Source organism: Rhodococcus sp. GA1 (assembly GCF_024321955.1).
Taxonomy (GTDB): Bacteria; Actinomycetota; Actinomycetes; order Mycobacteriales; family Mycobacteriaceae; genus Rhodococcus; species Rhodococcus pyridinivorans.
This window is the reverse complement of the sequence record NZ_CP097186.1, coordinates 2782337-2795169: the sequence shown is the minus strand read 5'-3', so window position 1 is coordinate 2795169 and position 12833 is coordinate 2782337. Positions and strand designations below refer to the sequence as shown.

The window sequence follows — 12833 nt, the reverse complement described above, 5'->3', positions numbered from 1 at the left end:
GATCACCCCGGCCGGGTCAGTCGTTCTGGGCGCGCAGGTACCGCCCGAAGTGCGGAACGGTGAACCCGATGAACCCGCGCTCGGCGGAATAGATCAGGCCCTTCTTGATCAATCCGTCGCGCGCAGGTGACAGGGAGGCAGGCTTCCGTCCGAGTTCGACGGCGATCTTCGAGGTCGCGACAGGCCCGTCGTCGCCCGCCAGATCCGCCATGGCCCGCATGTATTCGCGTTCGGCGGGGGTCGCCCGTTCGTAGCGGGAGCCGAAGAAGCCGACGGCGAGTTCCTCTTCCGCAGTCGGTGCCGCGACCCGCACGTCGTCGGCGGTGATCGGCGAATCCGCTGCGACGTCCCAGGTCGTCTTACCATAGGCCTGCACGAAATACGGGTAGCCGTCGGCGGTTTCGTACAGCAGGTCGAGGGCGTCCTGCGTGAACTCGACGTCCTCTCGTGCCGCAGGCGCGATGAGCGCGAGATCCGCTGCCGCACGGTCGAGCCGGTCGATGCGGTGGTAGGTGAACAGCCGCTCGGAGTAGGACTTCGACGCCGACAGCACCGCGGGCAGGTGCGGCAGACCGGCCCCGACGACGATGAGCGGCGCGGCGTCCTGGCTCAGCTCGTGGCAGGCCCCGCAGATCGCTGAGACGTCGTCGGAGCCGAGGTCCTGCATCTCGTCGATGAACAACGCGATGCCCACGCCCACGTCGCGTGCGAGTCCTGCTGCGTCGACAAGCAGTTCGACGAGGTCGATCTCGATGTCGCCCGAGTCGGCCCGCCCTTTCACGGCCGGAGCATCGATGCCGGGTTGCCAGCGTTCGCGCATGCCCTTGTCGGCGGTAGCCCGCAGCGCGAACGACTTGAGCACCCCGAGGAAGTACTCCACCGATTCCGGATCCGGATGCGCGGCGGCGATCTCGCGGACCGCCATGTGCAGCGCCGACGACAGGGGGCGTCGCAGTCCTTGATCGGGACGGGCCTCGATCTTGCCGGTGCCCCAGCTCTTCGCGATGGCGGCGGAGCGCAGATGGTTGAGAAGGACGGTCTTACCGACACCGCGGAGGCCGGTGAGGACGACGCTGCGTTCGGGTCGTTCCCGGGCGATCCGTTCGAGGACCACCTCGAACGCGGTGAGTTGCTTCTCGCGGCCGGCGAGCTCGGGCGGGCGCTGTCCCGCGCCCGGGGCGTACGGGTTGCGGACAGGATCCATCCGTCGATGCTAACGGCGAACTCATCGGATTCTGAGCTCATCTAGTGCGTGTCGTAGACGGCCGTATTCGCGTATGTCCGAGCTCGAAACCGCAGTTGTTGTCGACATTTCGGCGATTTCTCGACAACAACTGCAACCTCGGCCGCCCGGAGCGACATGCACGCATGCGCATTTCAGACTTTGACATTCATTTTCGATAGTAGCTATTTCTTTCCCCATGACAACGCTCTCCCGCTACGGCGGCGCCGCCCTCACCGTCGTCGCTGCGACCTTCGCCGCCGCCTGCGGCGGTACGACCGAGGCCGACACCACTGCGGCCGACACCCCCGAGACGACGACCTCCGCCGCCGCTTCCGAAGTGGCGACGGCGCAGCCGCGCCTCGCCCTGACCTACGACGGCGGCGTCCTCGTCGTCGAGGAAGAAGAACTCACCGTCGTCGACGACTTCGCACTCGACGGTTTCAACCGCCTCTCCCCTGCCGGCGACGGACGCCACGTGCTGATCTCCACCGAAGGCGGATTCCGCGTGCTCGACACCGGCAGCTGGACGGAAGCCCACGGCGACCACGGTCACCACTACACCGGCGCACCCACGCTCACCGACCTGACGTTCGCCGCCGAGAAGCCCGGACACGTCGTGCCGCACGCCGGGGTCACCGCCCTGTTCGACGACGGCACCGGACGCATCGACGTGTTCGACCCCGCCGATCTCGCCTCGGCGACCGACCTGCCGGATCTCGACAGTCGCGCGCTCCCCGAGGCCCACCACGGCGTGGCCGTCCCGATGCCCGACGGCGGCATGCTCGTCACCCTCGGCGATTCCGAGGATCGGACCGGTGTGGCGCTGCTCGACGAGAACGGCACCGAGATCACGCGCACCGAACAGTGCCCGGGTGTGCACGGTGAGACGGTCGCGGCCGACGGGGTCGTCGCCTTCGGATGTGAGGACGGCATGGTGATCTTCCGCGACGGAACGTTCACGAAGGCGCCGGTGCCCGACCCCTACGGCCGGATCGGGAACCAGGCCGGCAGCGAGGACTCGCCCGTCGTCCTCGGCGACTACAAGACCGATCCCGACGCCGAGCTCGAGCGTCCCGAGCGCGTCGCGCTCGTGGACACCCGCACGGCGTCGGTGCGTCTCGTCGACCTCGGTACGAGTTACACCTTCCGCTCCCTCGGTCGCGGACCGGCAGGGGAAGCACTCGTTCTCGGCACCGACGGCAACCTCCACGTGATCGATCCCGACTCCGGCGAGATCGTCCGGCGGATCGAGGTGCTCGAGCCGTGGACCGAGCCCGACGAGTGGCAGGCACCTCGGCCCGCACTCGAGGTGCGGGGCGATACGGCGTTCGTCACCGATCCCGCCACCGATTCCCTGTACGCGGTGGACGTGACCTCGGGTGAGATCCGCTCTGTCGAACTGCCGCACACCCCGAACGAGATCAGCGGCGTCGCCTGACTCCGCTACCGGAGTATTCGTCTTTCTAGCTGTGGAGCTAGAAAGACGAATACTCCCCTCACGTCCGGCCGGTCGAGATCTTTCCGCAACGTGATCCGTCTCACTCCCCAAGTTCGCGAAACGGATTTCCCGACCAAAACGGTTGGGGAGGCGATATTCTCGGCGCCTGATCCCGAAGACAACGATTGTGTAACGTGGCGACGCACCTGTTTCCTACCGGGAGGTACCGCCCGTGCTGTTGACCGAAGTCCGTACCCGACCTGTTCGATCCTTGTTGATCGCCATCGGTCTGACGGTCTCGGCGCTGGCAGTCGCGGGATACCTGCGCGACGCGCTGAACGAGTACCTCATGGATCTCGACGTCTTCCGCGATGCCGGCTGGGCCTTCCTGCACCACACCCCGCTGTACACCGAGGGGTTCTTCAGCCATTCCGGTTTCCGGTTCATCTACCCACCCTTCGCGGCGTTCCTCTTCGCCCCGATGGCGTTGGTGGGCAGCACCGCCCTGCAGGTGTTGTGGACGATCGGACTCATCGCTCTCGTGTGGTGGGTGCTCGAGGTCGTCTACCAGCGACTCGACATGTCGCAGCCGAGCCTGATCGCAGCCGCGTCGCTCGGACCGGTACTGTGGCTCGAGCCGTTCCGCTCCAACTTCACGTTCGGCCAGATCAACATCGTGCTCATGGCACTGGTGGTCGCCGACCTGCTCGGTGTGATCCCGAAGCGCTTCCGCGGTGTCGGCATCGCGCTGGCCGCCGCCATCAAGGTGACCCCGGCCGCCTTCGGCCTGATCTTCCTGCTGCGCCGCGACTGGCCGTCGGCATTCCGCGCGCTGAGCGCCTTTGCCGCGACCGTCGCGTTCGGCTACTGGCTGCGCCCCGATTCGACCGTCTACTTCTGGACCACGGAGTTCTTCGCGACCGACCGCGCCGGCGACCCGTCGTTCTTCCGCAACCAGGCGCTCACCGGTCTCATCGCCCGTTTCGACTTCTCCGACGGCACCGCCAAGGCGCTGTGGCTGGCCGGTGCCCTGGTCGTCGTGGCCGGTACCGCGTGGGCCGCCTACCGCTTCCTGCGTGCCGACGAGCCCGTGGTCGCGGTGGCCCTGGTGGGCCTGGCGTCGCTGCTCGCCGCTCCGATCGCCGTCACCCACCACTGGGTGTACGCGCTGTTCCTCGTGCCGCTGCTCGTCGCGCCGGCCTACCGCCGCTGGTGGCCCGTGCTGGGGCCCGCCACCGTGGTCTTCCTCATCGGACCCAACCACCTGCTGCGTGAGGCGTCCTCCGGCGGCTGGGTCGAGCAGTTGCTCCTCGAAGTCCTCGGGACCTCGCAGTGCCTGGCCGCGATCGCAGTCTTCGTCGCCGCGATGGTCGCCGCGCGCCATCGTCGCCCCGGTGCCGAGAACGCCGTCGAGCGCGAGGAGACCGTCGCCGCGCCGGCTCAGGTCCAGAACGCCGACGCGACGAGATAGAGACCCGTCCCGACAACGGTGCTCAGCGCGGCGTTGCGTCGCCACAGATGCACCGCGATCGTGCCCGCGAGACCGACGGTCGCGGGTAGCCAGGTCGACTCCCCCACGTCACGCAGTGTGTACATCACCAGGATCACCATGACGCCCGCGGGCATCGTACGGCCCAGGAAATCGACGAAGGCGGAGTTCTTCAGCGCCGACAACGCGAGGAACGGCGCCGCGCGCAACGCGACCGTCACGACGAACATCACCGCCAGAGCGCCGAGGACATATCCGGCGCTGGGCACCGACTCAGGCACGGGCCACCTTGTTCCGGTAGACGAAACGCACGAACAGGCACACCACGAACAACCCGAGCCCGACGACGAGCATCTGGCTTTTCGCGACCAGCAATGCGACGAGACCGCAGACCAGCGCGAGCACCGGCGCCGGCACGTCGCGGTTGGCGCGGAAGGCATCGATCGCAAGCACCGCGAACAGTGCCGTGAGGGCAAACTCGAGTCCGGCGAGCCCGTCGGGGAGCACTGCCCCGATCAACGCGCCGATCGTGCCCGACACGACCCACATCAGCTGGCAGAGCACCTGGACCGTGAGGATGCGGGTACCCGAGAGCGGCTCACGTGCCTTGGGGGCGACGATCGCGTACGACTCGTCGGTGAGCGCATAGACGCCGTAGAGACGCCCGAGCCGGCTGCGGATGCGGTGCAGCGGGAACGACAGGCCGTAGAAGACGTGCCGGAAGTTCACCAGCAGCGTCGCCGCGGCGACCGAGGCGAGCGGCGTGACCGCCGCGATCAGACCGATCGCGAGGAACTCCATCGACCCCGCGTAGATGACGGTGGAGAAGATCGGCGCCCACCACCATTCGAACCCGCCCTGGGTGAGAACCACACCGAACGCGAGCCCCAGCGGGATCAGTCCCAGCCCGACGGCCCAGGAGTCCTTGATACCCGCGCGGATCTCGAGGGTACGACGGTCGGGCATGCTCATCAGGCTATCGCCGGGCCGGAAGTCTCGGCGCCCGGCCCGGAGGAAGGTGATCTGTGTCCACCTCGTTCACGGAGGTCGTGTCCTCCGCCTGGCAGGCCGTGTCGACCGTCGACCAGCCCGCTCCGACGGTGGTCGTCGTCGGAACGGCGATCGTCGCACTCGTGCTCGTCACCGTTCGGCCGCTGTGGCTGAAGACCCGCCATGTCGTCACGCAGGCGCACGAGGGGTCGCACGCGCTGGTCGCGGCGCTCGTGGGCCGAAAGCTGTCGGGCATCCGTCTGCACAGCGACACCTCGGGGGTGATGGTGTCGTCCGGCAACCCGCGAGGCCCCGGCATGGTCGCGACCACCTTCGCCGGGTACACCGGTCCGGCCGTGCTGGGATTCGCGGCGGCGACGCTGCTGACCCTGGATCGGCCCGCCGCGGTGCTGTGGTCGATCCTCGCCGCGCTCGCCGTCCTGTTGCTGCTGATCCGCAATCTGTACGGATTCGTCTCGGTGGTGATCGCGGGTGCGCTCGTCGGTGCGGCCGCCTATCTCGGGGACCCGATCGTCCGGTACACCGCGGCGTACCTGATCACATGGGTCTTGCTCCTCGGCGCGACCCGCCCGGTCCTCGAACTCGCCCGCACCCATTCGCGCGGTCGTGGCCGGGGTTCGGACGCCGACCAGTTGCGCGGACTGACCCGCGTTCCGGCGGCCGTATGGATCGCGCTGTTCGCGATCGTCACGGCGGGTACCGCCTTCTACGGCGTCACACGGATCGTGGTGACCCAGCTGTCCTGAGTGGCCTCGGGATGCAGGCGGCAGCACGGACGACCGCGTGCAGGCTCGCGGTGAGCACGGAGCGGTGACGCCCCGCTGCCCACCGTGTGTCGTCGCCGCTGCGGAATTCGATCAGGGTGAGTGCGTCGGTGCCGACGCTGCTCTGATGGAGGCCGAGCACCTCGATATCGATGCCGAGACGGGCGAGAGCGTCGGTCGATGCTTCGACGGGCCCCACGCCCTCGTGGACACTGCGGTGTTCGGTGCCGCCGATACCCAGCGTGATCGTGGTGCCCGCGTCGGTCACGTCGAAGGCGCGCAGCACCGGTGCACCCGGGACGTCCGGCCGTGCGAGATATGCGGCGTCGAAGATCTCCCACAGTTCGGTCGCAGTGACCTCCCCGCCGCTGAAGGCGGTGTGCACCAGGTCGCCGACATACGGGTGCCTCGGGTGGATCTCGATGCGATTGCAGTATTCGACGGTGCGGCGGATCTCGTCGATGTCGGAGAAATCGATCATCGGATCGATGCCCTGTGCGTGGAGGTTCAGTGCGAGTGTCGCAATGTCGACGTTGCCGGTGCGTTCCCCGTTGCCGAACACGCACCCTTCGACCCGCTGCGCCCCGGCGAGGACGGCGAGTTCGGCGCACGCGATACCTGTGCCGCGATCGTTGTGCGGGTGCACGGACAGGATCACCGCGTCGCGTCGCGCGAGGTTGGTGTGCATGTACTCGATCTGGTCGGCATAGACGTTCGGGGTCGCGATCTCGACGGTGGCCGGAAGATTCACGATCACCGGCCGTTCGGGGGTCGTCCCACAACTCGGTGATCGCGTCGCACACCTCGAGCGCGTAGTCGGGTTCGGTGAGGTTGAAGACCTCGGGTGAGAACTCGAACCGCACGTTCGGCAGGTCGCCGGCCAGTTCCAGGACGTCGCGGCCACCGGCGACGATCAGTTCCGTCAGCGCGGTACGGTCGCGGTCGAGGACGACCTCGCGCCAGGTGGGAGCGGTCGCGGTGTACATGTGGACGACGACCTCGTTGCGGACACCCCGGACGGATTCCACAGTCCGCTCGATGAGGTCGCGACGTGCCGGGGTGAACACCACGATGGTGACGTCCGGCGGCGCGATGTCGGTCTCGACGATCAGGCGCACGAAGTCGAAGTCGGTCTGCGAGGCGGACGGATAACCGACCTCGATCTCCTTATATCCCATCGCGACCATCAGCTCGAAGAAGCGGCGTTTGCGGCCGGGATCCATCGGTTCGGCCAGTGCCTGGTTACCGTCGCGCAGGTCCACCGGCACCCACAGTGGGGCCGCGGTCAGACGTTGTGTGGGCCAGTTCCGTTGCGCCAGTGGAACCTCCACGCGAGAGTACACATCGCGGTAGCGATGTGAGGGCATGGCGGAGTGCCGCTACCTGTTCCAGACGGGGGCGTCGGCAGGAACCGGACCGGCAGGAGTGAAGATTCGCGGGAACGTGCTGGTGCTCATCGGAGAAGTCCTTCGTCGATCGTCGTTACGAGGGACCGGCGCGTGTTCGACTCCACGACGGGGAGCCGGTCCGGCTAGGCCCCGCCGTGGCGGCGAAGGAGAAGGAACGCGAAGGAGCGCATGTCCCGAAGGCTGACATAACTCCTCGGACAAGTAGAGGAGTAGGCGACTCTGCGATGATGGAACCATGACCGTCGTCCGCCGCGAGCCTCTCGCCGACCAGGCCGCCGAACTGCTCCTCGAACGCATCCGATCCGGAGAATGGCCGCTCGGCGCCAAGCTGCCCGGCGAGACGACGCTGGCTCCGCAGCTCGGCGTCGGCCGCTCCACCGTCCGCGAAGCGATCCGTCAGCTCGCCGGACGCGGCATCCTGACCACCCGGCAGGGCGCCGGCGTGTTCGTCACCGCTCTCGACGCACCCGAGGACTGGACGCGCACGGTCGCGCGCGCCGACATCCTCGCCGTGATCGAGGCCCGCATCGCCGTCGAGGTCGAGGCCTCGGCCCTTGCCGCCGCGCGCCGCACCCCCGCCGAACTGCGGGCATTGAAGAAGTCACTGCGGGAACGCGAAACCCATCGCACGGCCATCGAGGAACACGTCGACACCGACATCGTCTTCCACCGCACCATCGTGGTCGCCGCACACAACCCGATCCTTCTCGACCTGTTCGACGGCTTCACACCCCGTAACCGTCACGCCATGATCGAAATGCTCCGCACGCGCGGCACCCACGGGGACGACGCCGACCACGATACCCACCGACGCATCTACGACGCCATCGCGGACCGTGACGGGGTGACCGCCGCCGCCGTCACCCGCGACCACTTGTCCTCGCTCACGACGGCACTCGGCCGATAGCCGGGCCGGTTCTCTGCGGACGGTTCTCGACCTCCCGGGTGCGGGACGGTCACTTCTCGATCTGCATCGCGACCGCCCTCACCGGGGCCCCGTCGACGCCCGCGAACGGGATCGGCAGCAAGGACACGAGCGGATCCGCGAAGTCGATCGCGTCGAGATTGCGCAGGTTCTCGCAGATGATCGCCCCCGCGTCGGCGAGCACGTGGTGCGCTGCGAGCGTCTCGTCGCCCGTGGGATCCACGCTCGGCGCGTCGATTCCGACCGTGCGGACGCCGCGGTCGAGCAACCACCGGCACGCGTCGACGCTCAGGGCCGGATGCTCGAAATAGCGGTCGGTGCCGAAATACCGCGACCAGCCGGTGAGGACCAGCGCGATGTCGCCGGAGCCGATCGCAGGCCCACCCCACATGTCGGCGGTGACGAGCGCACCGGCGCCGACGCGGGCGCGCACGTCGAGCACCACTCCGCGTCCCACGAAGTTCTCCGGCGGTACCGCGTCGATGGCGGCGCCGCCGCTGCGCACGTGTCGCGGCGCGTCGACGTGGGTGCCGGTCTGCGATCCCATGTCGATGCGCATCAGGTCGAATCCGTCGGTCTCGACGGTGGCGTGCGGTGTGAACGTCGGTGCCGGATCCCCGGGATAGACCTGGATGGCCGGGGAGACGATGTGGGTCAGGTCGACGATCCGCCGAACACGCATGACATCACTCCTGTTCGGGTCAGCCGAAATCGACCTGCCGCTGCGCATTCGCGAGCGCGGTGACCACACCGGTGCCGAACGCGCCGAGACGGTCGAACAGCACCGCCGTGCCGACCGCGATGCCCTCGCTGCTGATGTGGTTGTCGGCCTCGATACCGACCTCCGGTCCTTCCGGCAGACGGGACAGTGCCAGGGTGACATCGGAATTGATGTAGCCGACACCTTTGTCCGACCAGTTGGTCACGAACGACGTGCCCTCACCGACGGTCGCGGTGTTGACGAACGGCGACAGCTCCTCGCCGACGATGATCGGCAGCTGCCGCGACCACAGGCGCTTGCGATCGGAGTTCTGGTGTTCCGACCGCACCCGCGTCCATCCCGGGCCGTCGCTGCCGTACCACGACGAGTACTCGAGCGGCCCGGGCTGCGTCTCCGGGGAACCGGGAGGAGGCGTCGGGGACTCGCCGCGCAACCACACCGACCCGGGCGGCGGCGCCGACTTGCGGAGGAAGGTGAGCGTCGCGCGCGCCGACACCTCTCCACCCTGCATCAGGTTCGCGTCGGCGACGCGGATGCGGTTGCCGTCGCGCACCCGGGTGGTGGTGAAGGTGATCGGCTCGTTGCGGACCGGCCTGAAGAGATCGAGGGTGAACCGGGACGGGACGAAACCCTCGACGGCATGGTGGATCTCGAGCTCACGCGCCACCAGACCGCTCACACACGGCCCGTTGAGCATCGTGTCCGACCACGGGCTGGTCGCATACTTCGTGGGCAGGTAGACACCGTCGTCCTCGGTGAAAAAACCGCGGTTCTTGCGCTCGTGCATTCGGGAATTCTCCCAGCACCGGCCGCGGTGCGTTCATCGGGATACCCGAAGATGGGATCGTGCATGTACACGAACCCGATGTTCCGGCTGCCCGTACCCGCCTGATCGTCGACGTCGACACCGGCATCGACGACGCTCTCGCCCTGCTCTATCTCGTCGCGAGCCCGGAAGCCGAGATCGTCGCCGCCCTGTGCACGGCGGGGAACGTGCCAGTGGACCAGGTCACCGCCAACACGCTGTCGTGGCTCGAGGTGTGCGGTCGGTCCGATATCGAAGTGGCTGCCGGATCGCAGGTTCCGCTGGTCGCGCCACTGATGACCACCGAGGACACGCACGGTCCACAGGGGATCGGGTATGCGGAACTCCCCGCTGCGTCGCAGTCGCGGTCGCCGCGATCGGCCGCGCAGGCGTGGGTCGATCTCACCCGCGAGCATCCGGGAGAGCTCACCGGGCTCGTCACCGGCCCGCTCACCAACCTCGCCCTCGCCCTGCGCATCGACCCGGAACTGCCGTCGCGGTTGCGTCGCCTCGTGATCATGGGTGGGTGTTTCCACCATCCCGGTAATACGACGCCGACCTCGGAATGGAACGTCGCGGTGGATCCGGAGGCCGCCAAGGTCGTGTTCGACGCGTTCTCGATCGTCCCTCCGGACCGGCGACCGATCGTGTGCCCGCTCGACGTCACGGAGTCGATCGAGATGCATCCCGAGCATGTCGCGCAGATCGGGGACGTCGTCGGTGTGCCCCGATCCGGGGAGCTGTCCCCGGACGCTCCGCGCGGTACGCGGTCGACGGCCGATGTCCCTCTCGTCCGCCACATCTCCGATGCACTGCGGTTCTACATGGAATTCCACCGTGACCAGGGCCTGGGCTTCCTCGCGCACGTGCACGACCCGTTCGCCGCGGCGGTCGCGCTGGGCACGGTTCCCTACACCTCCCGGCCCGCGACGGTCGACGTCGAGCTCGACGGACGGCTCACCCGGGGCACGACGGTCGCCGATCTGTCCGGTATGTGGCAGAGGACGCCGAACGCGGATATCGTGGCGGGCACCCGTCCGGCAGAGTTCTTCGATCATTTCGTCGAGCGGGTGGGATCGTACATTCGCGACTTGAACCTACCCCCGAGTAAGAACTAGCGTCGACAGCGCACAGTTCGGGGACAAGGAGATAAACGTGGCACAGAAAGTGCGCGTCCAATATTTCGACGATATCGACGGCCAACCGATCATGGACGGCCTGGCGCAGTCGTTCCGCATCACGGTCGACGACGACGAGTACGAAATCGACCTGCGGCCGGCGAACGCAGACAAGTTCCTGGCGGTACTCCGCCCGTGGTTGCACGAGAAGGCACCTGAGAAGCCCGCTTCGAGCACCCGCACCATCACGCCGAAGCAGACGGCAACGAAGGCCCGCACACGGACGGCGGGGACTCACAAGGCGATTCCGCCCACCCGGTCGCCGGAGCAACTGGCCGCGATCCGGCACTGGGCCCGTAACAAGGGTTACGACGTCAGCTCGCGCGGCCGGATCCCGCGTCACATCCTCGAGCGGTTCGAAGCCGCACACTCCTGAGCATCACCCGGCTGCCTCCCCCGCGGCAGGCCATGAACGCCACCGACGACCGGTGCCGCCTCGTCACGCGACGAGATGGTGCCGGTCGTCGCGTCGGATGGTCACCGCAGCGACGATCACGCCCACGACCACGCCGATGACGGTGTCGGCGACCCGGTTGACGGCGAGGCCCGGACCCGCGTGCTGCCCGAGACCGGTGAGCAGCAACGCCATCGTCGTCACCCCGACCGAGGCGAGCCCGTAGTTCCGGGTCACCGTGAGTTCGGTGAGCGTCTGGAACAGCACGGCGGCCGCGACCACCGGCCAGTAGCCCAGGTCGAGCGCGAGCAGCACGGCAGCGATCATGGCGCCGCCGACATTTCCGATCAGACGCTGGATACCGCGCTGAACAGTATTGCGGTAGTTCAATCCTTGCAGCGCCGCCATGGCACCCATCGCAGCCCACAACGGATGGTCGAGCCCGATCGATGCGGCGAACGACGCGGCGAGCAACGACGCCACGAAGATCCGGGCCGCTCCGATCAGCACGAGACGGTCGAGCAGACGACCGCATCCTGCGCGGACGAAGCCGGGCGGCGTGGGCAGCACCGGCCGCCCCTCGGCATCGACACGCGGAATCTCGATGTCGCGCCGCGCTTTCCGAAGTTCCTTCTCGAATCGGGAGAAATCGTCGCAACGTGCGCGGGAGGTGTCGTGCGACCCGCTGTCGAGAACCGTCTCGGCCGCGTCGAGCAGTGCGGCCAGTTCGTGGACATGGGCGTCCGGACGTCGCGAGGCGTTCAGTGCGACGGTCTCGCGCGCCTTCCGGATGCTCTGTCGCGCAGCGGGAACGGCGTCCGCACCGCGGATCTCGACGGCGGAGACCGCCGCGAGGGCGCGTGCGACCGCCAGACGAGCGGGCGTGTGGGGATGGGAGAGCGCGGGGAGCATCGCGATGACATATCCGAGCAGAGCACCGATGGTCGCCGCGGCGGTGACCAGCCCCGCATCGCCCCATCCGTCGGAGAAACCGGCGGCGCCGGCGGCCGCGAAGATGAGGATCACCGGGCCGGGGCCCATGAGCGAGAAGGCCGTGAACACCCAGTACGCGACGGCCGAGCCCAGCGAGAGCGCAACGATCTGCACCCACAGCGGGGCGCCCATCGCGCCGAGCGCAGCCCCGAAGGCGGTGTAACCGACGATGCCGAGGCCGACCCACGGAAGGCGCACGGCGAGACGCGGATACGGTTCGTATCGCAGGAAGGCACTGGTGAGTGCGCCGAGGGCGGCGAAGCCGGCGACTTGTCCGTAACCGAGCAGACCGCCGCCGACGAGGGCGAGCATCGTCGCGAACCCCACGCGCAGCGCCACGGCCACGGTCGGATCGCCGCGCCGCACTTCGAGGGCGTCCTTCCACGCGCTCGCCGACAGCGGATGCGCGAGCGCTCTCCGGGTGTGACGGAGCTGAGGGCGGTCGTCGAGTCGGCGGTCCAGCATCCGTCCACCCTATTGT

Annotated in this window: 12 protein-coding genes and 1 pseudogene; 6 read left to right on the top strand and 7 right to left on the bottom strand. The window is 68.0% G+C overall.

Annotated features, from left to right (window positions below):
* Nucleotides 1-16: 16 nt before the first annotated feature.
* Nucleotides 17-1204: an ATP-binding protein gene (locus M3330_RS13255; RefSeq protein ID WP_006553144.1), complete on the bottom strand. Its 1188-nt coding sequence runs from the start codon at nucleotides 1202-1204 to the stop codon at nucleotides 17-19.
* A 217-nt stretch (nucleotides 1205-1421) separates the two neighbouring features.
* Here M3330_RS13255 and aztD point away from each other — a divergent pair, with 217 nt between their 5' ends.
* Both aztD and M3330_RS13245 read left to right on the top strand, forming a co-directional pair.
* On the top strand, nucleotides 1422-2663 hold the full coding sequence (gene aztD / locus M3330_RS13250; protein ID WP_255024918.1) for a zinc metallochaperone AztD: 1242 nt from the start codon (nucleotides 1422-1424) through the stop codon (nucleotides 2661-2663).
* Between the two features lie 232 nt (nucleotides 2664-2895).
* The gene (locus M3330_RS13245) at nucleotides 2896-4134 is read left to right on the top strand and encodes a glycosyltransferase 87 family protein (protein WP_006553142.1); all 1239 of its coding nucleotides are present in this window, start codon (nucleotides 2896-2898) and stop codon (nucleotides 4132-4134) included.
* Here the strand turns inward: M3330_RS13245 and M3330_RS13240 are convergent.
* Nucleotides 4104-4433, bottom strand: coding sequence for a branched-chain amino acid transporter permease (locus tag M3330_RS13240; protein ID WP_006553141.1), 330 nt, complete (start codon nucleotides 4431-4433; stop codon nucleotides 4104-4106). The two genes, M3330_RS13245 and M3330_RS13240, sit on opposite strands and share 31 nt — an antisense overlap.
* On the bottom strand, nucleotides 4426-5124 hold the full coding sequence (locus M3330_RS13235; protein ID WP_006553140.1) for an AzlC family ABC transporter permease: 699 nt from the start codon (nucleotides 5122-5124) through the stop codon (nucleotides 4426-4428). Before M3330_RS13235 ends, M3330_RS13240 begins: the two co-directional genes overlap by 8 nt.
* A gap of 53 nt (nucleotides 5125-5177) precedes the next feature.
* Here M3330_RS13235 and M3330_RS13230 point away from each other — a divergent pair, with 53 nt between their 5' ends.
* A complete protein-coding gene (locus tag M3330_RS13230) occupies nucleotides 5178-5909 on the top strand; it encodes a M50 family metallopeptidase (RefSeq protein ID WP_006553139.1) in 732 nt (243 codons plus the stop codon).
* Here the strand turns inward: M3330_RS13230 and M3330_RS13225 are convergent.
* A pseudogene (locus tag M3330_RS13225) lies at nucleotides 5878-7294 on the bottom strand (2-isopropylmalate synthase). The gene M3330_RS13230 and the pseudogene M3330_RS13225 sit on opposite strands and share 32 nt — an antisense overlap.
* 277 nt (nucleotides 7295-7571) lie before the next feature.
* On the opposite strand from M3330_RS13225, the gene M3330_RS13220 reads away from it, so the two are divergent.
* Nucleotides 7572-8243: a FadR/GntR family transcriptional regulator gene (locus M3330_RS13220; protein WP_006553137.1), complete on the top strand. Its 672-nt coding sequence runs from the start codon at nucleotides 7572-7574 to the stop codon at nucleotides 8241-8243.
* Between the two features lie 49 nt (nucleotides 8244-8292).
* On the opposite strand, the gene M3330_RS13215 is transcribed toward M3330_RS13220, so the two are convergent.
* Together M3330_RS13215 and M3330_RS13210 are read right to left on the bottom strand one after the other, a co-directional pair.
* Nucleotides 8293-8943, bottom strand: coding sequence for a cyclase family protein (locus M3330_RS13215; protein WP_006553136.1), 651 nt, complete (start codon nucleotides 8941-8943; stop codon nucleotides 8293-8295).
* Nucleotides 8944-8962: 19 nt separating this feature from the next.
* Nucleotides 8963-9769 carry an acyl-CoA thioesterase domain-containing protein gene (locus M3330_RS13210; protein WP_006553135.1) on the bottom strand — a complete coding sequence of 269 codons (807 nt, stop codon included), beginning with the start codon at nucleotides 9767-9769 and terminating at the stop codon, nucleotides 8963-8965.
* 59 nt (nucleotides 9770-9828) lie between these two features.
* Here M3330_RS13210 and M3330_RS13205 point away from each other — a divergent pair, with 59 nt between their 5' ends.
* The gene (locus M3330_RS13205; RefSeq protein WP_006553134.1) at nucleotides 9829-10905 is read left to right on the top strand and encodes a nucleoside hydrolase; all 1077 of its coding nucleotides are present in this window, start codon (nucleotides 9829-9831) and stop codon (nucleotides 10903-10905) included.
* Between the two features lie 37 nt (nucleotides 10906-10942).
* Nucleotides 10943-11341: an Lsr2 family protein gene (locus M3330_RS13200; RefSeq protein ID WP_006553133.1), complete on the top strand. Its 399-nt coding sequence runs from the start codon at nucleotides 10943-10945 to the stop codon at nucleotides 11339-11341.
* A gap of 63 nt (nucleotides 11342-11404) precedes the next feature.
* On the opposite strand, the gene M3330_RS13195 is transcribed toward M3330_RS13200, so the two are convergent.
* Nucleotides 11405-12817, bottom strand: a complete 1413-nt coding sequence (locus M3330_RS13195; RefSeq protein ID WP_255024917.1) for an FUSC family protein — start codon at nucleotides 12815-12817, stop codon at nucleotides 11405-11407.
* Nucleotides 12818-12833: the final 16 nt, after the last annotated feature.

Bases quoted from the DNA above. Each gene is read 5' to 3' on its own strand.
- M3330_RS13255 (WP_006553144.1), bottom strand. From the start codon at position 1,204: ATGGATCCTGTCCGCAACCCGTACGCCCCGGGCGCGGGACAGCGCCCG.
- aztD (WP_255024918.1), top strand. From the start codon at position 1,422: ATGACAACGCTCTCCCGCTACGGCGGCGCCGCCCTCACCGTCGTCGCT.
- M3330_RS13235 (WP_006553140.1), bottom strand. From the start codon at position 5,124: ATGAGCATGCCCGACCGTCGTACCCTCGAGATCCGCGCGGGTATCAAG.
- M3330_RS13220 (WP_006553137.1), top strand. From the start codon at position 7,572: ATGACCGTCGTCCGCCGCGAGCCTCTCGCCGACCAGGCCGCCGAACTG.
- M3330_RS13215 (WP_006553136.1), bottom strand. From the start codon at position 8,943: ATGCGTGTTCGGCGGATCGTCGACCTGACCCACATCGTCTCCCCGGCC.
- M3330_RS13210 (WP_006553135.1), bottom strand. From the start codon at position 9,769: ATGCACGAGCGCAAGAACCGCGGTTTTTTCACCGAGGACGACGGTGTC.
- M3330_RS13195 (WP_255024917.1), bottom strand. From the start codon at position 12,817: ATGCTGGACCGCCGACTCGACGACCGCCCTCAGCTCCGTCACACCCGG.